This window comes from Gordonia sp. LMA167, from assembly GCF_058130025.1.
On sequence record NZ_CM176708.1, the window covers coordinates 545,902 to 570,725 of the forward strand.

Here is a 24,824-nt window from a genome sequence, read left to right on the forward strand (position 1 = left end):
GCCCTTCTCGGTTCCGGCGCCAGTCGGCCTTCGTCACAGAGTGCGACGTGGCGCCGCGACGATCACGGGTAGCGGGCTACCCGATTACGTCATCACCGACCCGCCGGCACCGAGGTAGTGCCGGTCTCGCGGCCCGCTCGTCGCGTTTCCCACACGCCGTGCCACGCCCACTCGCATTGGCATGTGACCGGTGTCACACTTGAGTTATGACCACCATTTCCCACCCCGTGGAACATGCGGAGCTCGACCGGATGATCGGCGATCTCGGGCACGGGGCCGGGGTCTGGGCCTCCATGAGCCTGTCCGATCGTGCTGCGCTGCTGCTGAAGACGCGCGGCACCATCGCCGCACACGCCGAGGAGTGGGCCGACACCGCGATTCGTATCAAGGGCACGCCGCCGTACGTGCGCGGCGAGGAGTGGCTCGGTGGTCCGTACCTCGCGATGGCCACCCTGACCGCCACCGCCGCCACCTTGACGACACTGGCGCGCGGCGGCAACCCCCTCGACGGCATACCGGTCGGCCAGGCGCCCGGCGGAAGGATCACGCTGAAGGTGCTTCCGCGCGGCGTTCGGGAAGCGCTGTTGCTCAACGGGTTCACCGGATCGATCTGGATGCCGCCGGGAGTGGGGTTCGACGAGGTCTGCGCGCAGGCCGGCCTGGGTGCGCGGCGGCGCGGCGAGAACGGCGGTGTGGGTCTGGTGCTGGGGGCGGGCAACGTCACCGTCATCGGTCCGCTCGACGTGGTCTATGAACTCGTCGCCCACAACCGTGTCAGCGTCCTCAAGCTGAATCCGACCTTCGACGACATGCTGGGGATCTACCAGAAGGCGTTCGCACCGCTGATCGATCTCGATCTGCTGCGAATCGTGCACGGAGAGAGTGAGACCGGCGGCTACCTCACCAACCATCCGGATGTCGGTCATGTGCACATCACCGGCAGCGAGGCCACCCACGATGCGATCGTGTGGGGCCGCGGTCCGGAGGGAGAACGGCGACGTGCCGCCGGGACGCCGCTCCTGCGCAAGCCGATCACCAGCGAACTCGGCGGTGTCTCGCCGGTCATCGTCGTACCCGGCAACTGGTCCGACGACGACATCGTCCATCAGGCCGAGAACGTCGTCACGCAGAAGTTGCAGAACGCCGGCCACAACTGCATCGCCGCGCAGGTGCTGATCCTCAGTTCGTCCTGGCCCCTGCGGGAGCGGTTCCTCGACACGATCCGCTCGTTGCTCGAATCGTTGCCACCCCGCGAGGTGTGGTACCCGGGCAGCGAATGGAAGATGGCGCAGGCCGAACACACGCACCCGTTGGCCGAGCGGCACAGCGGGCGACTGCTCATCGAGGTCGGGTCGTCGACATCCGACGAGCTGTACCGGACCGAGTACTTCTCGCCCGTGCTCGGTCACACGACACTGCCCGGCGGCGGCGCCGAGTTTCTCCGGGCGGCGGTCCGGTTCGCCAACGACCGACTCGTCGGAACGCTCGGCGCGAACCTCATCGTGGCACCCCATGACCGCAAGGAGATGGGTGTACGGTTCGGCGAGGCGATCGCCGACCTGCGCTACGGTGCGATCGGTATCAACTGCTGGTCGGCGACCGCCTATCTGGCTCCGGCGTTGCCGTGGGGCGCCTACCCCGGCAACACCATCGGGCATGTGGGCAGCGGCATCGGCGTCGTCCACAACACGCACCTGATCGCCGACCCCGAACGGTCGGTGGTGAGCGGCCCGTTCCGCCCGTTCCCCCGCTCGTGGATGAGCGGCGAGGCCTCGATGGCACCGAAGGCGCCCTGGCTGGTGACGTCCAAAGCGAACACGTCGGCGTCGAAGGCACTCACTCACTACGCGGCCAACCCCGGGTGGGGACGTATCCCTCGGGTGTTCGCGTCGATGCTGCTGCCGTGACGACGTGTCGTCCAAACAGCTCGCAAACCTCACGGACCTCGCATGACGACGCTAATCTCAGCTCAGACGATTACACGATCTGGGCGCGAGAAACGGGAGCGAGATGTCGGCACGCGTCGAGGCCACCCGACCAACGGTCTCGGTGAGGATGTCCGGGACCGTCCGTGTCGATGTCGACGGCCACCCCGGGGAGGTCAAGTCCCGGCGTGAGCGCGCGGTCCTGGCCCGACTGGTCGCTGCCGACGGGCATGTCGTGTCGACGGACCGCCTGATCGACGACCTGTGGAACGGCGAACCCCCACCGAAGGCGTTGGCCGGCCTGCAGGTGCACATCTCGAATCTGCGGCGCATCCTCGAGCCGGACCGCGCCCCGCGGACACCGGCACGAATCCTGGTGAGCGAGCCACCCGGGTACGCCTTGCGACTACCGCGCGATGTGGTGGATCTCTGGCAGTTCGCCGATCTCGTCACCGGCGCCGACGGAACCGCCGCAGCCCGCTACGAACGGCTCGGGCAAGCACTCGCCCTGTGGCGGGGTGAGCCGTACGGCCCGCACGCCACCGACGAGTGGGCCCGCGCCGAGGTCACGCGGCTCGAGGAGGTGCACCTGATCGCGGTCGAGCAGCGCGCCGCGGCCGCGCTCGACCTGGGACGGCCGGCCGAGGCGGTGGCCACGCTTCCCGCGGCATGCGAACGATATCCGGCACGCGAGGAGTTCTTCCGGCTCCTCGCGCTGGCCCAGTACCGACTGGGCCGGCAGGCCGATGCGCTGCAGACGCTGCGTACGCTCCGCGGCTATCTCGCCGACGAACTAGGCGTGGACCCGGCGCCGCCGGTCCGCGAATTGGAAGCGGCCATCCTGCAGCAGGATCCGTCGCTGGAGGCGACCGCTGGGTCGATCGACGCGCCGGCCCCGGCCGGGACCGCCGACCTCAGGGCGGCCGTCGACCGTCCCAGCCACGAGTTCGCGGGGCGCGAAGCCGAGGTGGAGAAGCTTGCCGTGCACGCGGAGTCGGTCCAGCGCACCGGACTCCGGATCGTCTGGATCACCGCGGAGGCCGGCGGCGGGAAGTCGACCTTGGCACAGATGTTCGTCGGACATCTGCAGGCCGCGGGCTGGGCGACGGCGATCGGGCACTGTCCCGAGGTCGAGGGTGCGCCCACCGCGTGGGCGTGGCGGGAGATCGTCGGCGAGCTCGGCGGCGACAACGAGCTCGACGACCCGTTCCTCATCGCCCGCCAGGTGCGGGGCCTGTGCGAGTCCGGCCCCACCGGGACCGGCACGATGGTGGTGCTCGACGACGCGCACCGCGCCGACAGCGCGACCCTGCAGGTGTTGCGGCAGATGGTGACCTGGTTGGCCGATCGGCCGGTTCTGGTCTTGGCGACCTATCGTCCGTCGGAGGCGGGCGCCGAACTCATGGCCACCGGGGCGTCGCTGATCTCGGTGACCGCCGACCATCTCACGTTGTCGGGCCTGTCCGATGACGGCATCCGGGAGGTCGCGGCCCAGGCCGGGCTGGCGCCGGTCGACGATTCGACGTTGTCGCTGTTGCGGTCCCGCACCGACGGCAATCCGCTGTTCGTGCGGGAACTGGCCAAGTTGGTGGCCTCCCGCGGTTCCCGTGACGCCCGGACCGTGGTGCCCAGCGGCGTGCGCGAGGTGCTGCTGCAACGTGTCGAGCGGCTACCGACCGACACCGTCTCGGTGCTGCGCCTGCTCGCCGTGTGCGGCCGGACCGCCGACATCGACACCCTGATCGCGCTCTGGCCGGACGACGCGAACGCCGAGGACACCGTGCTCGATGCGATCGACTCCGCCGTCGTCGCCGGCCTGCTGACCACCGACATCGAACGGGCCCGGTTCAGCCATGTGCTGATGCGCGACGCCGTCTACGACGGCATTCCGGCGCTTCGTCGGCGGCGGCTGCACTGGCGCACACTGGAACACCTCCGGTCGAGCTCCCGATCGTCGCCCGACGAGCTCGCGGTGCATGCGGCGCTGGGCGCCTCGGCGCCGACCGCCACCGAGGCTCTGCAGATCGTCGAGGCGGCCGCTCGGACCAAGGGCGATGCCGACCTCGCGGCGGACTCGGCACCCTTGTGGCAGCACGCGGTGGACCTGCACCTGCTGGCCGGGCATGAGGACGCGACCGCGGCCCGTGACGATCGCGTCGCCCTCGTCGACGCGCTGTGCAACCTCGTCACGGCACTGGCACATCGTGGCGAGACCACAGCCGCACGTGAGTGCCGGGAGCGGGCGATGCACCTCGCCGAGGACATCGGCGACCCCGCACTGGTCGTCACGACCCTGTCCTCTTGGCGCACTCCGTTCATCTGGAGCACGCGCAGCAAGGGGGTGATCGACGACGTGATGGCGGCCGCGATCGAGGCAGTCCTGCCGACCATCTCCGGCGCGGCCCGGGCCTACGTGTTGACCGCGGCGGTCATGGAGTACGAGGGCAGCGACGATCAGCTCGCCATCGATCTCGCGCGTGAGGCCGTCGAGATCGCCTCCGGGATCAACGACATCGAATTGCGCTGTGCTGCCCTCAACGCCCGTGTCTTCACCGCGCTCGGTCCGGACAGTCGGGACGAGTATCCGGGCCTGGCGCAGGAGTTCCTCGCCGTCGCGGAGGAGGCGGGCAGCCTCGAGTATGTCGCTGCGGCGCGGTTCTACCTGTTCATGTTGCGGATGTCCGAGAACGATCTGCCCGGCGCCGTCACCGAGATGCAGTTGGCGTTGCAGAGCGCCACGAGCGGCCGGGTCGGCGAGTTGGTGGTGGTGCTGTCGGCGTTCGCGGCCGTCACCGATGTCCTGCGCGGAGATCTGGAAGCAGCGGATCGCACCTATCAAGCGCTGAGCAGGGAACTGCTGGCCGCGGGTATCCCGGCGGGAGAAGACTTCCGGAACATCGGTCAACTCTGCATCGGCTGGCATCGGGGATCGATCGGCCATCTCGTCGAGGACATCCGGCCGATGTACGAACGGTCCCCGCGGGCGATCGGATGGCTCTACGTCGTCGCACTGATCGATGCCGGCCGGGTCGACGAGGCCCGCGCTCTCGTCGACGCAGGTGTGCCGATCTGTCGCGACTACTACTGGACGTCACTCGAGGCATTTCACGCCCGCGCCCTGGTGCGGCTCGGCATGGTCTCCGAAGCCGCGGAAGTGTATGCGACGCTGCGTGAGTGGTCGGGAACCGTGATCGGCCTCAATGCCGGCAGCGTCTCGTTCGGTCCGATGGACACGGTTCTCGCCGAGGTCGCCGAGCTGCTCGGCGATTCTGCTGCGGCACAGCGGCATCGGCAGATCGCCGCCGAGGTGGAACAGCAGCTGCAACGCGGTCTGGCGGAGATCGCGTGAGCACCAGCCCGGCCGTGACGATGTGGATGTCCGGCACGGCCCGCGTGGACCTCGACGGGGCGCCGGCGGAGGTGAAGTCGCGCCGCGAGCGGGCGGTGCTGGCACGCCTGATCGCCGCCGACGGCCACGTGGTGTCCACCGACCGGCTCATCGAAGACCTGTGGAGCGGCGAGCCTCCGCCGAAAGCGTTGGGCGGCTTGCAGGTCCACATCTCCAATCTTCGTCGAATCCTCGAACCGGGCCGGGCCCCGCGGTCGCCGGCCCGCATCCTCGTCAGCGAGCCGCCCGGTTACGCACTCCGCGTGCCACGGGATGCGGTGGACCTGTGGCGATTCGCCGACCTCGTCCACGCCGTCGACGGCGATGCCGCCACCCGCCATGCACGGCTGGGTGATGCGCTGACCTTGTGGCGTGGGGAGCCGTTCGGGCCGCACGCCACCGACGACTGGGCCCGCGCCGAGGTGGCGCGGTATGACGAGTTGCATCTGACCGCCATCGAACAACGGGCCGCGGCCGCACTGGAACTGGGCCGTCCAGCCGAGGTGGTGGCCTCGCTCGCCGGGCAGTGCGAGCGTCATCCCGCACGGGAAGAACTGTTTCGGCTGGTCGCTCTGGCGCAATACCGTCTGGGCCGGCAGGCCGACGCCCTGCATACGCTCCGGACGGTGCGTGAGTATCTGGCCGACGAACTCGGCGTCGACCCGTCCCCGCCGGTACGGGAGTTGGAAGCGGCCATCCTGCAGCAGGATCCGGATCTGCAGCTACCGGCCGCGCCGTCGGCGCCGGTGCACCGATCCGAGCCCGCCGAGTCCCTGCGCACCGACATCGCGCATGATCCGGCATTCGCCGGACGAGAAGCCGAGATCGAGAAACTGCTCGAGCACGCGGACACCGTGCGCCACACCGGTTTGCGGGTCGTCTGGATCACCGCCGAGGCCGGTGGCGGCAAGTCGACACTCACCCAGCTCGCCGTGGGTCGGCTCCGCGCGGCCGGGTGGGCCACGGCCATCGGACACTGTCCCGAGGTCGAGGGTGCGCCCACCGCCTGGGCGTGGCGAGAGATCGTCGGGGAACTGGGCGGCGACAACGAACTCGACGACCCGTTCCTCATCGCCCGACAGATCCGCAGCGCCTGCGAGTCGGGACCGGCCGATGCCGGCATCGTCATCGCACTCGACGACGTCCACCGCGCCGACAGCGCAACCCTGCAGGTGCTGCGGCAGACGGTCAGTTGGCTGGCCGACCGGCCGGTGCTGATCCTCGCGACGTACCGGCCGTCGGAGGCACGAACCGAACTGCTGGCGACGGGTGCCTCGCTGGTGTCGGCCACCGCCGACCTCCTCGCCCTCGCCGGTCTCTCCGACGACGGTATCCGGGCGCTGGCCGCCGATGTCGGCCTGGACCCCGTCGATGACACCACCCTCGCGTTGCTGCGATCCCGGACCGACGGGAATCCGCTGTTCGTGCGGGAATTGGCCAAACTGGTTGCGTCACGGGGGACGCGGGACGCGCAGAAGACGATTCCGAGTGGTGTCCGGGAAGTGTTGCTGCGGCGGGTGGAACGGCTCCCCGATGACACCATCTCGGTGCTCCGACTGCTCGCCGTCTGCGGTCGGCGCGCCGATATCGACGCCCTCATCGCACTCTGGCCGGATGCGTCCGGCGCCGAGGACACGGTGCTCGATGCGATCGACACCGCGGTGGTGGCCGGTCTGCTTACCGCCGAGGTGGACACGGTCTGGTTCAATCACGTCCTGATGCGCGACGCCGTCTACGACGGCATCCCGGTACTGCGGCGGCGCCGGCTTCATTGGCGCACTTTCGAATTCCTCCAGCACAGGGCCCGCTCGGCCGCCGACGAGCTCGCGGTTCATGCCGCGTTGGGAGCGGCCGGGGCCACCGGCGAACAGGCCCTCGAGGTCGTCGAGTCGGCAGCGCGTCACCGCTCCGGCGACCTGGCCGCCGACTCCGCCGAGCTGTGGCAGTACGCCGTGGACCTCCATGCCCTGGCCGGACACGATCGGCCAACGGCCCCGCTGGCCGATCGTTCCGCGATGGTGCACGCGCTCGGCGACCTCGTCACCGCCCTCGCCCATCGTGGTGAGATCTCACTGGCGCGGAGCCGGCGGACCGATGCGGTTCGGCTCGCGGAGGCCACCGGTGATCAGGCGACGGTGGTGTCGGCGTTGACCTGCTGGCGCACACCAACGATCTGGACCACCCGCACCAAGGGTGTGCCCGACGAGGTGATGGTCGATGCACTCGATCGCGCTCTGCCCACCAGCACCGGCGCCGATCGGGTGCGGCTGCTCGTCACGGCAGTGTTCGAGCACGAGGGAATCAACGAGGATCGATCGTATGAATGCGCCCGCGCGGCGATGGACCTGGCCGATACACTCGGCGACATCGAATTGCGCTGCGCCGCACTGAACGGTCTGGTGTACGCCTCACTCGGTCCCGACCACCGCGGCGATTATCCCGAGCTGGTGGACACCTTCCTGGCGACGGCGCAAGAGGCGGGCAGCCTCGAATACGAGGCGGCAGCACGATTCTTCATGTTCCTGGCCCGTACCCGCGCGATCGATCCCGCAGGTGCGGCCGCCGAGGTGCAGCGGGCCATGGCGTGCGCGACGAGCGGGCGCGTCGGGGAACTCGTGGTGGTGCTGTCGGCCTTCAACGCCGTCCTCGACGTCATGCGCGGCCGGCTGGAGGCCGCGGAGCAGTCCTACACTGTTCTGGCCATGCAGCTCTCGGCCGCCGGGCTACCGTCCGGGGAGGACTTCGCCCAGGTCGGTCGCCTGTCGGTGGATTGGGTCCGCGGCTCGATCGAGCACGTCGTCGATCACGCCGCACGCTGGTACGAACGGGCACCGCACTCCGTCGCCTGGATCTACGTCGTCGCCCTGCTGGACGCGGGCCGCGAGGATGAGGCCCGTGCCATCGCCGATACCGACCCGTACGTGACCCGCGACTACTACTGGACGACGGTCGAGGTCTTCCACGCGCGGGCCCTGGTGCGCCTGCGCATGGTCGACGAGGCGCGCGATCTCTATGCAGTGCTGCAGAACTGGTCGGGCGTGATCGCCGGATTCGATTCGGGCAGCGTCACCTTCGGTCCTGTCGATGTGGTCCTCGCAGAGCTGGCCGACCTCATCGGCGATCCCGCAGCAGCCCAGCGCCACCGGGACGTGGCGGCGGAGTTGGACGCGAAGGTCCGACGCGGTCTCGCGCAGATCGACGCCGGCTGACCGCCCGCACCCAGCCCGCCGCTGGTCGCGTACCGAGACCACCACACCCAACCCGCCGCCCGTCGAGTAGCAGCGAACGTAGTGAGTCGAGTATCGAGACCACCACACCCAACCCGCCGCCGGTCGCGTATCGACACCACCACAACCCAGCCCCGTCGTCGCTGGTCGAGTAGCAGCGAACGAAGTGAGTCGCGTATCGAGACCACCACACCCAACCCGCGCTGGTCGAGTATCGACACCACCACCCCCAACCCGCCGCTGGTCGAGTAGCAGCGAACGGAGTGAGTCGCGTATCGAGACCACCACACCAGACCTCGATCCCGAGCACCCCTCCCGCTGACCCTAGACACCCAGGCGCTCGACCACCCGGGTAGCCGGCTACCCGATTAGCCGCAGGTCGGCTACCCCATTTCCGAGCAGCAATCTGACGTAGCCGGCTACTCGTGCCATCGAGCCACCCGCGGCTCATTCTGACGTGCGCGGAGCTCGCTCGGCTTCGCCTCCACCCCAACATATCTCAAGGACCCACCATGATCTCCGACGACGACACCAGCACACCCGACGCCGCAGAAACGACCGGGCGTCAGATCATCACGTTCACCGAGGACAGCACCCACGAGCAACGCGTAGCCGCACTCAACTCCGTGAGCGGCATCAGTTCGATCGCATCCAGCGACGAAGCCGGCATCGAGTCGACCTCCGCCGACGACCTCGACGCGTCCGACGCCACCATTTTCGAGCGCTTGGGCGTGGCGGTGGCGACGGTCGATGGCACCGCATTCGAGTCTCTCAGCGAGGTGGCCGACCAGAATCCGGCCATCGTGGCCGTCGAACCCGAACACGTCGTGCACGCCCTCGCCGCGCCACTGGCGCTCGAGACGCATCTGGCCGACGGACGCCTCTACACCTGGGGCCTCCAGGCGACCCGTGCGCTGCTCTCCCAGTTCGACGGCACCGGCGTCCGGGTTGCGGTGCTCGACACCGGTTTCGACCTGACTCATCCGGACTTCGCGGGACGGTCGATCACCACCAAGTCCTTCGTCGCCGGGCAAGACGTCCAGGACGGCAACGGGCACGGCACCCATTGCATCGGAACGTCCTGCGGTCCGCGGCGGATCACCAACGCGCGTGGCTACGGCATCGCGTCGAATGCCGCGATCTTCGCCGGCAAGGTGCTCAGCAATCAGGGCTCCGGCGCCGACGCCGGAATCCTGGCAGGCATCGAGTGGGCCATCGCCAACCGATGCCAGGTGGTGTCGATGTCCCTGGGCGCCAACGTTGCTCAACCGGTACTCGCCTATGAGGTCGTCGGGCAGCGTGCGCTGGCCGCGGGCACGCTCATCATCGCGGCGGCCGGGAACAACGCCCAGCGCCCGGCCAACCCCGGGTTCATCGGCAGTCCGGCCAATTCACCGTCGATCATGTCGGTGGCCGCGCTGGCCTCGGACCTGAAGATGGCGGCGTTCTCGGCGCGGGCAACCGTGGTACCCGGCGGGGCCATCGACATCGCCGCACCCGGATTGGACGTCTATTCGTCCTGGCCGATGCCGACCCGGTACAACACGATCAGCGGAACCTCCATGGCCACACCGCACGTCGCCGGGATCGCCGCGCTCGTGGTGCAGAGCACCGGCAAGACCGGAAAGGAACTGTGGAAGGCGCTCGTGACCGATGCGGAGGTCCTGCCCCTTCCGCAGATCGACGCCGGCGCGGGGCTGGCCACCGCGCCCTGAGTCGGCCCGGACCTACTGGCGCGGCGGGTCGAACGCCCCGGCCCGTACCTCGGCACCGTCGCCCAGTGGTCTCCGGATGGACCAGCGTTCGGTGAGGGTGGAGGCCGCCATCTTCCAGACACCGTCCTCGACGACATAGTCGTCGCTGTACTCCCCCGTCATGATCGCTTCGGTGCGGTCGAGCAGGTTGACCTGCCGGAACTTGAGCGTCCACCGTCCGGTGGCGGTGGTCTCGGAGGTCAGGGTGATGTCGGGATGCATGCCGTGGTGCATGTCGAAGATGACGTACTCGCCGTCGACGGTGTGCAGTGCGACCTGCTCGAAGATCTTCGCCATCGGTTCGACGTCGTCGTAGGCGCCGAGCGGGCCGTAGTCGATGCGGGCGCCGGACCGGATGAAGCATTCACGGAACATCCTGGGGTCCTTGGCATCACACGCACGCCAGTAGCGGTGTTTGAGTTGCTTGATCGCGTCGATGCGGTCGAGGTCGTCGAGGCGGCGGGCGAGGTCGTCGGTGGAACTCATGGGTTCACGATAGGAGGACTGTCGGGCACGGGGTGCATACTCGAGAACATGACCACGCACACGGTGCGGCGCGAGGTCCTCGGACCGTGGTCCCTGGACACCAGTCGCGAGTTCTGGGAAGGATTCACGCCGGCGGCGCTGCGGGACCAGAAGAAGGACGCGACGTTGACCACGGTCTTCCGGGTCGACGCCGACTGGTCGGTGGCTCACCTGTCGGCGATGCAGCGCGATCAGGTGGCCGAACTGTCGGTCGACGGGGACGGCGATCTCGATGCCGCCGCCGTTCAGGCCGCACGGTTTCTCGCCCTCGACGTCGATGCCCGGAGTTGGCCCGGCGCCGGTGAGCGCGATCCGGTGATCGGCCGCGCGCAGCAGAAGCTGCCCGGGCTGCGTCCGTGTGGATTTCACTCGGCCTATGAGGCTGCGGCGTGGTCGGTACTGAGCCAGCGGGTGCGGATCGTGCAGGCCGCGCAGCTGTGGGAGACCCTCATCGCGAATCACGGTGACGACGGCGCGTTTCCGGCGCCCGAGCGGCTGGCACGCGCCGAGCTCGATCTGCCCGGCCGCAAGGGCGAGTACCTGCGTGCGGTCGCCGAGGCCGCGCTCGCCGGCACCCTCGACACCGCGGCACTGCGCGCGCAACCGCCCGAGGAGGCCATCGACGCCGTCCAGCAGATCACCGGCATCGGCCCGTTCGCCGCCGAGCTCATCGTCCTGCGCGGCGCCAACGCACCTGACGTGGTGCCCACCCACGAACGACGGCTCGAAGCCGAGGTCGCGCACCTCTACGGTCCTGACCGTCCCCTGACCGACGTCGCGGAGTTGTGGCGCCCGTTCCGCACGTGGGCGTCGGTGTACCTGCGGGCCCTCGCGGAAAACCGGAACGTCAGTTAGCTTCTGCCAACAGCCCGTCGATGATCGATCGGGCGGTGGGCAGGGCAGTGTCGTCACCCATCTGCGCGCCCGTGTTGGCAGCCGTCACCAGCGCGTTCAGTTCGAAGGCCAGTTCGTGGGGGTCACGCCCCTCGAGGTGCCCCTGGGCCTGCGCCTCGCGGATCTCGTTCTCCAACCAGTCCGACCACTCTCGGTTGTCGGCCTGGATGGCGTCGTGCACCGCGCCTGTGCGGCTGTCGAATTCGGCCGTGGTGGCCACTCGAAAGCATCCCCCGGACAGGACCGGCTCGCTGACGTAATCCAGCCACCGGTTGATGAGTGTCGTCAGCCGCCGCATGCCTCGCGGTTCGGTGAACGACGGCGTCACGACATTGTCGATGAACACCTCGCGGGCCGACTGCACCGCAGCCAGCTGCAGCTTCTCCTTGGTACCGAACAGGGTCGAGACACCGCTCTTGCTCATCCCCAGGTCGTCGGCCAGCCGACCGAGACTCAGACCTGTGAGGCCCTCCGCCGAAGCCACGTCGGCCGCGTGGCGCGCGATCGTCGCGCGAGCTCGCTGCCCCTTTATCAGTCGCTTGTCGGTGGTCTGCTCGATGTCACTCACCCCTCCATCGTGACACTTCGGTCTTGAAAAGGCGAACGATCGGTCGTATTGTTTTCCACATCTCGAACAAAACGTACGACCGTCCGTTGACTATTATCGTCGCGAAGGAAGTCCGATGACCGATCTCCCCCTGACCGATACACCTCCGCCTGATGCCCCTCCGCCCGATGTCCCTGCGCCCGATGTCCCTGCGTCCGATGTGCGAGTGTCGGGTCTCGCACCGACGACACACCCTTCGAATCCCCGGACCGCCCGGCTCGCGCTGCTAGTCGCATGCGGCGCTGCGTTCGTCTCGTTTCTCGACCTGTCCGTGGTCAACATCGCGTTCCCGGTCGTCGCTCGCGATTTCCCCGCCACCCCCTCGGCGACACTCACCTGGGTGGTCAGCGGGTATGCCATCGCGTTCGCCGCGTTCCTCACGCCCGCAGGGCGATTGGCCGATGTGATCGGTCGGCGGCGCATCCTGCTGGGCGCGTTGGCCGGGTTCGCGCTGACATCACTGCTGTGCGCATTCGCACCCGACATCGAGTGGCTCATCGCCGGTCGAGTTATGCAGGGCGCATCGGCGTCGCTGATGATCCCGGCGGGTCTGGGCCTGGTTCTCAGCGCGGTTCCGATCGAGCGGGCCGGGACCGCCATCGCGGCGTGGACCGCGGCCGGTGGGCTGGCCGCAGCCGTGGGACCAGCGGTCGGCGGCGCTCTGGTCGAGTGGTTCGGTTGGCGGTCGGTGTTCGTCATCAACGTTCCGGTGGCCGCGGTCCTCATCGCCGTCGGCGCGATCATCACCGTGCCCGATACGCGGACGGGTGATCGTGGCTGGCCCGACCTGCTCGGTACCGTCGCCACGGCTGTGGGGATCGGCGCCGTGGTCGCGGCCGTCACCGAAGGGCAGCACTGGGATTGGGACTGGCGGGCGCTGGTGTGCGGAATGGGCGGTGCGGCCCTGCTGGCGGTGGCCCTGCTGCGGTCCCGTCGGCATCCGCGGCCGGCCATCGCGGTCGGTTTGTGGCGCAATCGGGACTATGCGCTCGCGAACGCCGCCTCGTTCGTCTTCGGCGTCACCATGTTCGCGTGGCTGCTGGCCGGACCGTTGTGGCTCGACACGATCTGGCACTACTCAGTGCTGGAGTCCGCGGGTGCGATGACGATCGGCGCCTTCGCGTCGATGGTCGCGGCGGTGGCCGCCGGTCGGGCACCAGAGCATCTGCAGCGCAGCCTCGCTGTGGTCGGCGCCGTCTTGTTCGCCGCGTCGACGTTGTACATGAGCACCGACGTCTGGAGCACCGATCCTGCGTTCTGGCTCGCGTGGGTGCCCGGCGGCATCCTCGGTGGCGCCGGGATCGGTATGATCATCACGGTCCTCGGTACGGCCGTGGCGAAATCCTCACCGCCACATCAGTTCGCCGCCGGCATCGGGATGAATGTGACCGCTCGCCAGACCGGCGGCGCACTGGGCATCGCCGTGCTCGCCGCCGTCTTCGCCGCGATCCCCGACCAGCCGGTGACCGCATTCCACACCCTGTTCGCCGTGTGTTCGGCCATCGCTCTCGCGGCCGCCGCCTGCACAGCCATCCCCACCCGCAACGAGGAGACACCGTCATGAACTACGACCTCACTGCCACCGAAAACGACTGCGAGAAGGACGATCCCATGGTGCTGTCGCCGGCTGCCGCCCGAGACATGCTGGTCGGTGTCCCGTGGCAGCGATTCGCGGTGATCGGCGACTCGATCGCGGCCGGCACGGGCGATTCATGGCCGGGCTACGCCGACGTTCCGTGGGCCGACCGGGTCGCCGGCATGCTGCGGTCCGTTCATCCGGACCTCGGCTATCTGAACACCGGGAAGATCGGCGCGACGATCGGCCAGGTGCACGCCGAGCAGCTGCAGTCCGTCCTCGACTTCCGACCCGACCTGATCCACGTGTCGTGCGGCGGCAACGACCTGCTGCGCTCGGACACCGCCCTGGGGACCCTGGAGGGTGACCTCGATGATCTGTGTGCGGCACTGGGCGCGACCGGCGCGACGCTGTCGTTGTTCACCCTCGCCGATGCGTTCACCGGCGAATTTCTCTGGATGCGGCCACGTTTCATGGAGTTCGCGGATGTGGTGCGTCGCGTGGCCCGACGTCACGATGCGGTGCTCACCGAGTTCTGGGAACATCCTGCGCGGTTGCGACCGAGCTGGCTGAGTCGAGACTACATCCATCTGACGATGGCCGGGCACGCGGTCGTGGCGACGGAGGTGGCCGAGTCATTGGCGCGGTACCACCGGGAAAGTGTGCTGTCGGTGCAGGCCTGCTGAGGGCAGCGATCAGACCGTCGGCGCGGTCTCCTGCGGCCACGCCACGTGCAGACCACGGATCGCGTCCCCGGCCTCGCCGGTCCGCTGCTTGGTGCCCTGCCGCGCAGAGTCCTCGGCCCCGTGGGCCCGGGCACCGAGCAGACCGTAGGGCGCCATGGCCTGCTCCACCGACCAGTTCGCCTGCACACCGGCCACCGACAGGTGGACGTCGCCACGTGCGTTGACGATGTAGTCGACGGGCGGCAGCCCGGCCTTCTGCGCGTCCGCTGTTGAGAGTGTCAGCTCGAACTGATTGGCACCCGGATTCGGAAGGGGATTGGCCTCGGGATCATCCTGTTTCCACGGCTCGTCCGGGTTGGCGCCGGGGTCGCCCGCGCCGAGGGCGTAGGCCAATGCGCCACCGGCGATCCCACCGGCAACGGCGCCGATGGCCGCACCGGCGGCGCCTGCGGCCAGCGCACCGACGGCGGCGCCGGCCGGGATGCCGATGAGTGCGCCGGCTCCGGCGCCGGTGCCGACCATGCCCAGCCAAGCCGCGTCCCCGAGACCGGCCACTGGCAACATCCAGGCGAACGTGACGCCGTTGTAGACGGCACCGACGGCCGCGCCGACCGGAACGCCGATGATCGCACCGCCCACTGCGCCCATGGCCGCTGCTGGAATACCCAGGGTCACCGCACCCGCTGTGGCGCCGGTCATCACGCCGATGATCGTCGACGCCGCCTGCCGCGACGCCTCGTCCGCGGGCACGCCCACGGAGATCAACCCCTGCGCGATCTTCGCCTCGCCATAGGCCGACCAGGCGTTGATGGAGTTGACGTCCTTGTCGGACATGCCCTCCGGGATGTCGGTGATGTAGTTGCCGACACGGATCTTGTCGGGCGGCGGCGCGATCGGCCGTACCGGGGCGGTCGGCTTGGGCGCGGTCAGCGGACGAGCCGGGACCGGATCGTAGGCGTTGTCATAGGTCGGCGCGTCATAGGTGCCGGGCTCCACATACGGCTGGTACGGGGCCTCCTGTGGCGGTGCCGGCAATGACCCCGGTCCGGGAACTGCCACAGGTGCGACCTCGGGCGTCGGCGTGGTGCCACCTTGCTCGGGGGCGGCCTCTCCAGGCGTGGTCCCGCCCTGTTGAGGCGCGGTGTCGCTCGGACTGGTGCCGCCCTGCTCGGGTGCGGCCTGGGCCAGGCCCGCGCCCATCCCGGTCGCGATGGACGCCGCCAGGGCTGCGGAGGTCAGGGTCAACCGCAACGGCGACCGCCGATCCTCTGGTTCGAGACGATGCCGCGCTCCCCGCTTCGACGGCTGACCCATGCTCGCGTTGTCCTTTCGATGGAGACTCCGACCCCAGGGAGCCTCTGAACGATTACTTCAGTGGCGATTGCTTCGGTGGCGATTGCTTCGGTGGCGATTGCTTCGGTGGCGATGTGCGGACCAGATTCAATCCGCGTTCATACGATGGGAATCCTGCGCAGCCGCAGACAGCACGAAACAGCATTCGATGGAGCCCTCGCCACGGCCGCAATGACGACCGTCATCAATAAGCAGCACGTAAATCCCCCCGACAAACCGATACCTGCCGTCCGGATTGTGCCATGCCGGTGAAAGGACCGCCGAGTCGGCGCTGTCATACGTTGGGGAGCCGGCGAGATTCGTCCGCTCGGATTACGGCACGATTGTCCAAAAGGATGTTCCGTAACTTTGCGGCGCATTTCGGTTGCTGATCGAGGTTGCACTCACAGTGAGCCACAACGGTCCCGATCCGGTCCGAATGTCTCGGATGATCTTTTCACCGCGTCGAGGCCCGAACGCGGCGGGGATCGAGATGACCTCGTAGGGGACTGTCGGACTGATAACCGCAATAGCAACTCGCAAGCGACATTTGGGATTGCGTTGCCACCCGGACCCATCTCCAACAAATCCGAATGGCGTGACAGTAAGCCGAATCACACCCCTCTTGCCCTTCGGAGCCACCATGCCCAGGTGGAGCGCGCCCCGGCAGTAGTCGTGGTCACCGAATGCCCCGATGTTCTCGCCGTATTGGCTGACTCGCGGCAACTGCGGCTCCGCCGCGGCACTCCCGGCACCGACAAACGCGAACGCCCCCATTGTCGCGGCCAGTAGCAACACACACACTCTGCGGTAGATCATCGAACCCCCATCGAGATCGGCAACAACTCGTCCAACTTAGTGGATGCCGGATTCGAGGCGGCCTATGTCCTCTGAACAAATGACGGCAACCGCATCGCTGCGCGAGCGCCGGTCTCATCCCGAGACCGGTGCCGCCGGACAGCGCTTGCAGGCGACAGAGCCGGAAATGATCGGGATGGATACCTACGACGGCGCGTCGTGATACTCGCGGTCTCCGTGGCCCTCAGTTGACGGTTGTGAGCAGCGCGAGTGCGAGGCGTGCTTCGATGACCGAGATCGGTGTGGGGATCGTCTCGGTGAGATGTAGGTGCGGGCCGTCGTCGGGCGGCGGCGCGTCTGGTTGCGGTGGTGGGTGGAGTTGTGCGCGGACCTGTTCGAGATGCTGCGCATACAACACCGCGATGTCGGGGCGCCGGTTGAAGTCCTGCGGGTTCGGCGGTGCACCGTCGGCGCTGTTGCGGCGCCACCAGGTGCGGCCGGTGTGGGGGCCGTCCTCGTAGATGCCGGTGGTGAACTGGCCGATCCCGGGTCCGACCATCCGGTTGTGTTTCGGACACGCCGGGGCCAGATCGATGATGTCGGTCAACCCGCCGGCAGCGAAGTCGCGGCGGGCGTGATGCAGTTCGACGTGGGAGGCCGGCTGATCGCAGCCGGGTGCCGAGCACACCTCCCCGTCCGGGCGGGCGAACGACGCCAACCGTTGAGCCCGGGTGGCACACCGTTTGGCCTGCCCGAAATACAGGGGCTGCGGGCTAGCATCGGCGAACACCGCCAAATACTGTTGGGCCTCGGCGGCCAACCGGATCACATCGGTGATCGGCAACAGCGACCCGGTGGCGGTGGTGCCGAATCCGGTCTCCCGGATCAGATCATTCAGCTCGGCCTTGACGATCAACTGCACCGGCAACCCCCGATGGGATTTGCCCAGCAACCCATCGGCAAACACCGCCCGCAACAACGCCGCCAACGCATCATGATTGCGCTGGGCCTGGGTGCGGGTGTCACGGGCGGCGGCCGCCTTCACCGCCTCGGGGTCGGCGTCCTCCTCGGCACCCGAAGGGGCGTCGGGATCCTCGGGGTTGTTGAGACCGGGTTTGGCCCACGCGGCCAGCATCATCTCCAGCAACGCCCGGGTCTCCGGATCCAGATGGCCGGTCAGTTTCGACATCTGCTGCGCGTTCTGCCGATTCAGCCACAGATTCCGCTTACGTTTACGATCACTGTCGTCGGTCAACTCGCCATCCGGATCCAGATGCGCCAACACCCGCTGACCCAGGATCACGATCTCATCCGGAGTGTGTTTGACCGCCAACTCGGCCAACGACGCCTCCGCGGCCACCTTCTTGTCGTGGGGCGCCTGCTGCGGGATCGTCTCCAGAATGTCGATCACCGTACTCAGATGCGCCGGGCCGACCTCACCGGCCGCGAACGCCGCCGCCAACTCCGGAAAGCGTGGCTCGGCGCACTGCCCACCCAACTGCCGCATCCGCCCGGTCGCCGCGATCTGATCCTTCCGCCGGCCCGGTTCGGAGACCCGCACCTCGACATTGAGGAAGTTCGTCAAACTCCGAAACCCCATCGCCCGCGGCACACCCCGATCCGACAACTCCAGAATCTGGCGATTACCCTCGAACAACTGCCGATTGACCGCCCGCTCCGAGGCCCGCGCCACCGCCAGCACCTCCGCATCACTACAGCGCGTCAGATCCGCCGCCGCCAACCGATCCAACACCGCATGCAACTCGGTGAGCAGACCCGGCACCTCCGACAACGACTCCTGTGCGTTCAGCGTGTCGTGCGTGTTCGGCTCGGCCATACCCACCCCCCAGCGGACCATCGTTCGAATATACGTTCGAGAGTAGACCTCATTCGGGCGTCCCGCAAGTGTCATCGCTCAGGACATCGGTGACAGTTCTGCATCAGGACATCGGTGACATCACACGCCCCTTGAATGAGCCGACGATGAGGCCTGCTCGACCGTCACATCGCCATCAACGCGGACTGGTCCTCGGCGTCGTCGCGCAACCGGTCGATCACCTCACGCGTGTGCTCGCCATGTTGCGGCGGCGCGGTTCGTAGCGGTGGCCTCACACCGGAGTAGCTCACGGGAAAGCCGATCTGCCGCAGCTCTCCCGTGTGATGAGCCACGGTGCCGACCATTCCGATCGCCTCGGTGTGCGGGTCCGCGTAGATCTCGTCGAGATGACGGATGGGCGAGACCGGCACTCCGTGCTGTTTGAGAAGTGCGCACCAGTGCTTCACGGTGCCGGTGGCGAACACCTCGGACAGGACCTGTTCCAACTTCTCCCGGTTCTCCACACGATCGCGGTTGCGCCAGAACTCCTCGCACTGTGCCAGCTCGGGGCGTCCGATGGCCGCGCACAACGAATCCCACAGGGTGTCGTTGCCAACCGCGATCACGAAGTACCCGTCAGAGGCCGGAAACGCTTGATAGGGAGCCAGATTGGGGTGCGCCGAGCCCATGCCGTGCGGACGGTGACCGTCGGCGAAGTAGTTGGTCGCCCAGTTGACGTGCATGGCCAGCTGGCATTCATAGAGCGACGTGGTGACGTACTGGCCGCGTCCGGTGCGGGCTCGCTCGACCAGCGCGGAGAGCACCCCGATGACACCGAACAGCCCGGCCCCGAGGTCGCCCATGGCATAGCCGGCCTTCATCGGCGCCCCGCCGGGCTCACCGGTCAGCGACATCAGTCCGCCGGCCGCCTGGGCGATCATGTCGTAGCCGGGTTCGTCGCGTAGCGGACCTTCCTCGCCGAACGCTGAGATGTGCAACACCACCAGGTGCGGGTGGCGGGCGGAGAGATCCCGGTAGTCGAAGATCTTCTGCAGGCTGCTGCCCGGCCGGAAGTTCTCCACCACCACGTCGGCGTCGGCGAGCATGCGGTCGATGAGCTGTTGCCCCTCTTCGCTTTTCAGGTCGACGGTTACGGACTTTTTCCCGCGGTTGACGGCAAGGTAGTAGGTGGCGTCGTCGCCGACGAGTGGCGGGCCCCAGGTGCGGGTGGGATCGCCGCCGTCGGGGTGTTCGATCTTGATGACTTCGGCGCCGAGGTCGGCGAACGACATGGTGGCGTACGGGCCGGCCAGGATCTTCGACAGGTCGATGACCTTGATCCCGGCCAGTGGCGCCGGACCGGAGTTGGTGGTTGCGTCGGTGTTCATGCGTCTGCTCCTGCGAGTGTGCGGGGTGCGGCGGCGTGGACCACCTCGGGCGTGACGTCGGTGCCGTCGGCGATGGCGCCCAGGTGCTCGATGGCGACGGCTGAGGGTTCGCCGTCGAGGCCGGCCAGATACGCGTTGGCGACGAGCAGCGAACGGTAGCCGCGGGCGGCGCTGAGGCGGTGGGCGGCGATGTCGAACAGCTGGGTCGCCAGCACCGCTTGCGCAAGGTCGTCGGCGTAACGGGCACAGGCGATCTGAGCGGATGCGTCATCGGCGGCGAGGAGATCGTCCCCGCGTGTGACGAGCCGATGCCATCGCTCGGTCAACATGTCCGCTCCGGGCGTGCAGTCGGGGCCCAGGCCGGCGAGGGTGGCAATCATCGTGTCCGCGAGGTGCCGATGTGCGTTCTGCTTGCGCATACAACGCAGGACATCGAGGGCGATGACGTTCGACGATCCCTCCCAGATGGAGCCGAGATGGGCGTCGCGCAGCAGCTTCGCGAATCCCCACTCCTCGATGTAGCCGTTCCCGCCGCGGATCTCCATCGCCTCGCCGGTCACGTGCCGGGCACGTTTACAGACATGATGTTTCGCGATCGGGGTGAGGATACGGATGAGGTTGCGTGCGTCGCTGTCCCCGTCGTCCGCGCGACGCAGGCAGTTCGCGCTGTAGCCGACGAGGGCGAGCGCGGCCTCGGCGTCGAGCAACAGTGGTAGCAGGGTGGCCCGCATGAGCGGCTGATCGAACAGGTTCTGGCCGAACACGACCCGCTCACGGGTGTGCGCGACGGCGTCGCGCACGGCGCGTCGCATCAGCGCTGTCGAACGCATCGCGTTGGACAGCCGCGAGGTGTTGACCATCTCGGCCATCTGTCGGAAACCGCGGTCGAGCGCTCCGACCTGGATGCCGACGGCCCCGTCGAGGGTGACCTCGCCGCTGGGCATCGACCGGGTGCCGAGCTTGTCCTTCAGCCGGTCGATGGTGTAACTGTTGCGGCTGCCGTCGGCAAGGTGCTTGGGCACCATGAACATTCCGACACCGCGGGTGGAACCCTCGGCTCCGCCGGGGAATCGGGCGAGGGTGATGATGACGTCGGCGTCGGGATTGGAGGCGAACCACTTCTTCCCGGACAACCTCCACGTCCCACCGTCGCGGACCGCCGTCGTGGAGGTCTGCGCGATGTCGGTGCCGGCCTGCGGTTCGGTCATGAACATGGCACCGGTCAGCGACGTCGCCGGGTCGGTGGAGGTGAGCCCGTCGATCCACGGCCCGAAAATCTCCGGGTCCCCGAACATGCGAAGCGTGCGAGCGGCGGCGTCGGTCATCGACACGGGGCAAGCCAAACCGAATTCGGACTGCACGAACAGGTACGACGCGAGGTACTTGACCAGATGCGGTGGCTTGGTGGTCCATCCGTGAATCGCTTTGTGCGACAGCGCCGACAGCCCGTACTCGTAGTAGGCGGCGGCGCACAGCTCGCGGTAGGCGGGGTGATAGTCGATCTCGTCGATCCGGTTGCCGTCCCGGTCGAACTGACGCAGTACCGGCGGATGCTGGTCGGCCACGGCGGCCAGATCGGTGAGCCGCTCGGCGGCGTCGGCGCCCAGTCGGTCGAGCAGTGCGTCGGTCCGGTTGCGGTCGTCCGCGTCGATCCACCGGTCGACGACCGCGGTCAGTGCGGGATCGGTGTGTGCGTAATTCATCAAATGCCTTTCAGGTCAGTTGTTGTTGGCGCCCTTCGTGACGGCCCTCCGCTAGCGCTCCGGGCCTCCTCAGGGATCGGGTAACGGTTCCGCTAGCGCTCCGGGCCTCCTCAGGGATCGGGTAACGGTTCCGCTAGCGCTCCGGGCCTCCTCAGGGATCGGGTAACGGATCACCCGCCCGCGCGAACTTCCCGCTCCCTGAGGAGCCTCCGAGCTTGCGAGGATGCGTCACCTCACCGCTCCCTGAGGAGCCTCCGAGCTTGCGAGGATGCGTCACGAAGGGGCGACACTTCACGACGTACTCGCAACCGCTTCCAGCCGCTCCGGCACCTCATCCACCGCCTCAACCCCATCGGGCCGCAGCAGGATGCGCATGCAGATCAGGGACAGCAGCACGTAGCCGAGCGCGAGACCGACCACCGGCCAGATCGATCCGGACTTGGTGAGCAGGAACTGACTGATCATCGGCGCCGTTCCCGCGAAGATCGCCGTCGACACCTGATAGGCGAGGGAGATGCCGGTATAGCGGATGTGCGTCGGGAACCGTTGCGCGAGAATACCGGCGAGTGCCGAGTAGTACATGGCGTGTGGGGCGGTGGCCAGCGCCATACCCACGATCGCCAGCGTCAACGACCCGGTCTTCACCAAAAGGAACATCATCGGCAGCAGCACGAGTTCGGGCAGCAGGATCACGGCGACGGCGCGACGTGGGTTGATGCGGGTGGCGAGCACAGCACCGAACGGCTGCACCAGCACCTGCACCACCAGCGAGATGGTGACCACGAGCAGGAACTCACTGCGGCCGAAGCCGAGATCCGATGTCGCCCAGCTGAGCGCGAAGGTCGTCTTGATGTAGGTGATGGCCACGCCGGCGACGACCGCGCCGATACCGAGCAACACCTTTCCGCCGTGCGAGCGCAGTACCTCGACAATGGGGATGCGGTTGCGCTCTTGCGCCGCTGCGGCTTTCTGCATCTCCGGCGTCTCGCTGATCTTGAGCCGGATATATAGCGCGACGATGACCAGGGCTGCGGAGCCGAGGAACGGCAGTCGCCAGCCCCAGGTGTCGAAGACGTTGTCCGACAGCACCGACAGCGCCAAGAAGGCCAGCGTGGCGAGCAGATTGCCGACAGGAGAGCCCTGTTGGGCGAACGCGCCGTAGAGCACCTTCTTGTCCTTCGGTGCGAACTCGGTGGCGATCAGCACCGCGCCACCCCACTCGCCGCCCATCGCGATGCCCTGCAGCACCCGGAGCAGCACCAACAGGATCGGTGCCCAGATACCGATGGTCGCGTAAGTTGGCAGCAGCCCGACGCCGATGGTGCCGGCACCCATCAACGCCAGGGTGATGATGACCGCGTTCTTGCGGCCGAACTTGTCACCGAAGTGACCGAAGATGATGCCGCCGACCGGACGGGCGACGAACCCGACGGCGAAGGTGGCGAACGCGGCCAGCGTTCCGATGGCGGGCGAGACGTCGGGGAAGAACAGGCGCCCCAGGACGAGTGCCGAGGCGGTGCCGTAGATGTAGAAGTCGAACCATTCGATGGTGGTGCCGACGAAGGCGGTGATGCCGGCCTTGCGGGCCTGCCGGACGTCGTACGGCGGCTGGTCGGCGTCGCCGCTGGGGTCCGCGCTCGGGACTGTCGAGGTCACTCGTGCTCCTCTCGTGTGACGCGCCGGTTCGCGTCGATGTGGTGAGACTCCCATCACTCTCCGACCAGCATCATGTAAAGTCCAGGACCTAATTCCACATAACTATGTGGTGGTCGATACATAAAGGCGGTGACCTGTGGAGTTGCGTCAGATCCGGGCGTTCCTCGCGGTCGCCGACGAGCTGCACTTCGGCCGCGCGGCCGCCAAGCTGCACATCGCGCAGTCACCGCTGAGTCAGCTGATCCGTTCCCTCGAGAAAGAACTGGATGTCGAGCTGTTCATCCGCACCACCCGGTCGGTGCAGCTCTCCCCCGCCGGGACGGCCCTGCTCGGCCCGGCCCGCATCATCGACTCACAGATACAGGCGGCGCGGACGGTGACCCGGGCAGCCGCGGCCGGTGAGACGGGGGTGGTCCGGATCGGGTTCGGCGGGGCGAGTGGCTATGTGGCGCTGTCCGCGCTGACACGCGAAATGGCCGAACGACATCCCGGCATCCATCTGGACCTGCGGCCGCAGACCTATTCCGGCGAGGTGGTGGACCTGCTCGACGACGGTGCGATCGACATGGGGATCGTCGCCTTGCCGGTGGCGCCGGACCTGTCCACGGTGACCGTACGTACCGAGCCGCTCGTGGTGGCCCTACCCGCCGAGCACCGGCTGGCCGCACACGAGCGGGTGTCGGTTGCCGACCTCGTCGACGACCCGTTCGTCGTGTACCCCTCCGCGCATGGTTCCCGCGTGCGCGACGCCGCGTTCGCGCTGTGTTCGGCCGCCGGCTTCATCCCGCAGATCGCGCGTGAAGCTCCGGATCCGTACAGTCTGCTCGCGCTGGTCGGCGTCGGGATCGGGGTGGCGGTGGTGGTGGAGGCCACCACTCACATCACGGTCGACGGCGTCGTCTACCGCCCCATCGACGGCGACGTTCCGGAGCTGCGCATCGCGTTGGCGTGGCGCGCCGATCGGATCTCTGCGGCCGCGCAGCGGGTGGTCGAAGTGGTGCGCAATTCCGCGCTCAATTGATCTGCCGACCGGTGACCAGCAAGGCGCCGTCCTTGAAAACGGCTGCGGTACATCGGAATGTGTTGTTGGGTCCGAGGCCGGAACCGCTCGGCAGATCGCCCTCGATGCGGACGGTTCCGGTGACCGCCCAGCTCGTGGCCACCGTCGACCGGTCACGCCCGGCCTCACGGAGCGCGGTCAGCTCGGCGTCGCGGAGACCCGAGGTGCGTGTCTTGACGTCGGAGAATTCGGCGGTACCGGCCTGGGATCCGCTGCCGCCGTTGCTCTCGAGCCGGTCACGGACGTCGTCGCGGATCGCGGTGACGCAGTGATCGGTGGCTGCGGATTCGCTGTCTTCGCGATTCTGGATCGTGGTGCGCCCATGCAGTGCGGCGATCACCAGGATCACCACGACGACCGCGATGACGATGCCCCACAGCGGCCACCGACGTGGCAGGCGGACACGCGAGGTCATGTAGTCACCGATCATGGAGGGGCTCAGGTTCACCCACACAGCCACATAGCTAACTTTATAGGTGCCAAAGTACA

The 24,824-nt window shown here is 67.8% G+C and carries 17 protein-coding genes; 9 read left to right on the forward strand and 8 right to left on the reverse strand.

Annotated features, from left to right (window positions below):
- Positions 1-206 precede the first annotated feature (206 nt).
- The 4 genes from ACVT6V_RS02515 (at position 207) to ACVT6V_RS02530 (ending at position 10,255) form a co-directional block, all read left to right on the forward strand.
- On the forward strand, positions 207-1,907 hold the full coding sequence (locus tag ACVT6V_RS02515; RefSeq protein ID WP_489898238.1) for an aldehyde dehydrogenase family protein: 1,701 nt from the start codon (positions 207-209) through the stop codon (positions 1,905-1,907).
- Positions 1,908-2,010: 103 nt separating this feature from the next.
- Positions 2,011-5,274, forward strand: a complete 3,264-nt coding sequence (locus ACVT6V_RS02520; protein WP_489898239.1) for an ATP-binding protein — start codon at positions 2,011-2,013, stop codon at positions 5,272-5,274.
- A complete protein-coding gene (locus ACVT6V_RS02525; protein WP_489898240.1) occupies positions 5,271-8,522 on the forward strand; it encodes an ATP-binding protein in 3,252 nt (1,083 codons plus the stop codon). Before ACVT6V_RS02520 ends, ACVT6V_RS02525 begins: the two co-directional genes overlap by 4 nt.
- 530 nt (positions 8,523-9,052) lie before the next feature.
- The gene (locus ACVT6V_RS02530; RefSeq protein ID WP_489898241.1) at positions 9,053-10,255 is read left to right on the forward strand and encodes a S8 family serine peptidase; all 1,203 of its coding nucleotides are present in this window, start codon (positions 9,053-9,055) and stop codon (positions 10,253-10,255) included.
- 12 nt (positions 10,256-10,267) lie between these two features.
- On the opposite strand, the gene ACVT6V_RS02535 is transcribed toward ACVT6V_RS02530, so the two are convergent.
- The gene (locus ACVT6V_RS02535) at positions 10,268-10,780 is read right to left on the reverse strand and encodes a nuclear transport factor 2 family protein (protein WP_489898242.1); all 513 of its coding nucleotides are present in this window, start codon (positions 10,778-10,780) and stop codon (positions 10,268-10,270) included.
- Between the two features lie 48 nt (positions 10,781-10,828).
- Here ACVT6V_RS02535 and ACVT6V_RS02540 point away from each other — a divergent pair, with 48 nt between their 5' ends.
- Positions 10,829-11,674 carry a DNA-3-methyladenine glycosylase family protein gene (locus ACVT6V_RS02540; protein WP_489898243.1) on the forward strand — a complete coding sequence of 282 codons (846 nt, stop codon included), beginning with the start codon at positions 10,829-10,831 and terminating at the stop codon, positions 11,672-11,674.
- Here the strand turns inward: ACVT6V_RS02540 and ACVT6V_RS02545 are convergent.
- The gene (locus ACVT6V_RS02545) at positions 11,667-12,281 is read right to left on the reverse strand and encodes a TetR/AcrR family transcriptional regulator (protein ID WP_489898244.1); all 615 of its coding nucleotides are present in this window, start codon (positions 12,279-12,281) and stop codon (positions 11,667-11,669) included. The two genes, ACVT6V_RS02540 and ACVT6V_RS02545, sit on opposite strands and share 8 nt — an antisense overlap.
- 115 nt (positions 12,282-12,396) lie before the next feature.
- Between ACVT6V_RS02545 and ACVT6V_RS02550 the strand changes: the two genes are divergently transcribed.
- Positions 12,397-13,884, forward strand: coding sequence for an MFS transporter (locus ACVT6V_RS02550; protein ID WP_489898245.1), 1,488 nt, complete (start codon positions 12,397-12,399; stop codon positions 13,882-13,884).
- Positions 13,881-14,582 (forward strand): SGNH/GDSL hydrolase family protein, encoded by a 702-nt coding sequence (locus ACVT6V_RS02555; RefSeq protein ID WP_489898246.1) that lies wholly within the window; start codon positions 13,881-13,883, stop codon positions 14,580-14,582. Before ACVT6V_RS02550 ends, ACVT6V_RS02555 begins: the two co-directional genes overlap by 4 nt.
- Before the next feature lie 9 nt (positions 14,583-14,591).
- On the opposite strand, the gene ACVT6V_RS02560 is transcribed toward ACVT6V_RS02555, so the two are convergent.
- A complete protein-coding gene (locus ACVT6V_RS02560; RefSeq protein ID WP_489898247.1) occupies positions 14,592-15,896 on the reverse strand; it encodes a hypothetical protein in 1,305 nt (434 codons plus the stop codon).
- A gap of 916 nt (positions 15,897-16,812) precedes the next feature.
- Between ACVT6V_RS02560 and ACVT6V_RS02565 the strand changes: the two genes are divergently transcribed.
- Positions 16,813-16,935 carry a hypothetical protein gene (locus ACVT6V_RS02565; protein WP_489898248.1) on the forward strand — a complete coding sequence of 41 codons (123 nt, stop codon included), beginning with the start codon at positions 16,813-16,815 and terminating at the stop codon, positions 16,933-16,935.
- Positions 16,936-16,956: 21 nt separating this feature from the next.
- Here ACVT6V_RS02565 and ACVT6V_RS02570 read toward each other — a convergent pair whose 3' ends face one another.
- The 4 genes from ACVT6V_RS02570 to ACVT6V_RS02585 all read right to left on the reverse strand — a co-directional run bounded on the left by ACVT6V_RS02570 (position 16,957) and on the right by ACVT6V_RS02585 (position 23,275).
- A complete protein-coding gene (locus ACVT6V_RS02570) occupies positions 16,957-18,549 on the reverse strand; it encodes an HNH endonuclease signature motif containing protein (RefSeq protein ID WP_489900690.1) in 1,593 nt (530 codons plus the stop codon).
- Positions 18,550-18,713: 164 nt separating this feature from the next.
- Positions 18,714-19,916, reverse strand: a complete 1,203-nt coding sequence (locus ACVT6V_RS02575) for a CaiB/BaiF CoA transferase family protein (RefSeq protein ID WP_489898249.1) — start codon at positions 19,914-19,916, stop codon at positions 18,714-18,716.
- Entirely contained in the window at positions 19,913-21,619 is a 1,707-nt protein-coding gene (locus ACVT6V_RS02580; RefSeq protein WP_489898250.1) for an acyl-CoA dehydrogenase family protein, read from the reverse strand. Before ACVT6V_RS02580 ends, ACVT6V_RS02575 begins: the two co-directional genes overlap by 4 nt.
- Before the next feature lie 291 nt (positions 21,620-21,910).
- A complete protein-coding gene (locus tag ACVT6V_RS02585) occupies positions 21,911-23,275 on the reverse strand; it encodes an MFS transporter (RefSeq protein ID WP_489898251.1) in 1,365 nt (454 codons plus the stop codon).
- Between the two features lie 136 nt (positions 23,276-23,411).
- On the opposite strand from ACVT6V_RS02585, the gene ACVT6V_RS02590 reads away from it, so the two are divergent.
- Entirely contained in the window at positions 23,412-24,296 is an 885-nt protein-coding gene (locus ACVT6V_RS02590) for a LysR family transcriptional regulator (protein ID WP_489898252.1), read from the forward strand.
- Here ACVT6V_RS02590 and ACVT6V_RS02595 read toward each other — a convergent pair.
- Positions 24,289-24,795 (reverse strand): hypothetical protein, encoded by a 507-nt coding sequence (locus ACVT6V_RS02595; RefSeq protein WP_489898253.1) that lies wholly within the window; start codon positions 24,793-24,795, stop codon positions 24,289-24,291. The genes ACVT6V_RS02590 and ACVT6V_RS02595 overlap by 8 nt on opposite strands.
- Positions 24,796-24,824: the final 29 nt, after the last annotated feature.

Coding starts and splice junctions, on each gene's coding strand:
- ACVT6V_RS02535 (WP_489898242.1), bottom strand. CDS start 10,780: ATGAGTTCCACCGACGACCTCGCCCGCCGCCTCGACGACCTCGACCGC.
- ACVT6V_RS02555 (WP_489898246.1), top strand. CDS start 13,881: ATGAACTACGACCTCACTGCCACCGAAAACGACTGCGAGAAGGACGAT.
- ACVT6V_RS02565 (WP_489898248.1), top strand. CDS start 16,813: ATGACGGCAACCGCATCGCTGCGCGAGCGCCGGTCTCATCCCGAGACC.
- ACVT6V_RS02520 (WP_489898239.1), top strand. CDS start 2,011: ATGTCGGCACGCGTCGAGGCCACCCGACCAACGGTCTCGGTGAGGATG.
- ACVT6V_RS02515 (WP_489898238.1), top strand. CDS start 207: ATGACCACCATTTCCCACCCCGTGGAACATGCGGAGCTCGACCGGATG.
- ACVT6V_RS02575 (WP_489898249.1), bottom strand. CDS start 19,916: ATGAACACCGACGCAACCACCAACTCCGGTCCGGCGCCACTGGCCGGG.
- ACVT6V_RS02540 (WP_489898243.1), top strand. CDS start 10,829: ATGACCACGCACACGGTGCGGCGCGAGGTCCTCGGACCGTGGTCCCTG.
- ACVT6V_RS02530 (WP_489898241.1), top strand. CDS start 9,053: ATGATCTCCGACGACGACACCAGCACACCCGACGCCGCAGAAACGACC.
- ACVT6V_RS02550 (WP_489898245.1), top strand. CDS start 12,397: ATGACCGATCTCCCCCTGACCGATACACCTCCGCCTGATGCCCCTCCG.
- ACVT6V_RS02570 (WP_489900690.1), bottom strand. CDS start 18,549: ATGGCCGAGCCGAACACGCACGACACGCTGAACGCACAGGAGTCGTTG.
- ACVT6V_RS02580 (WP_489898250.1), bottom strand. CDS start 21,619: ATGAATTACGCACACACCGATCCCGCACTGACCGCGGTCGTCGACCGG.
- ACVT6V_RS02560 (WP_489898247.1), bottom strand. CDS start 15,896: ATGGGTCAGCCGTCGAAGCGGGGAGCGCGGCATCGTCTCGAACCAGAG.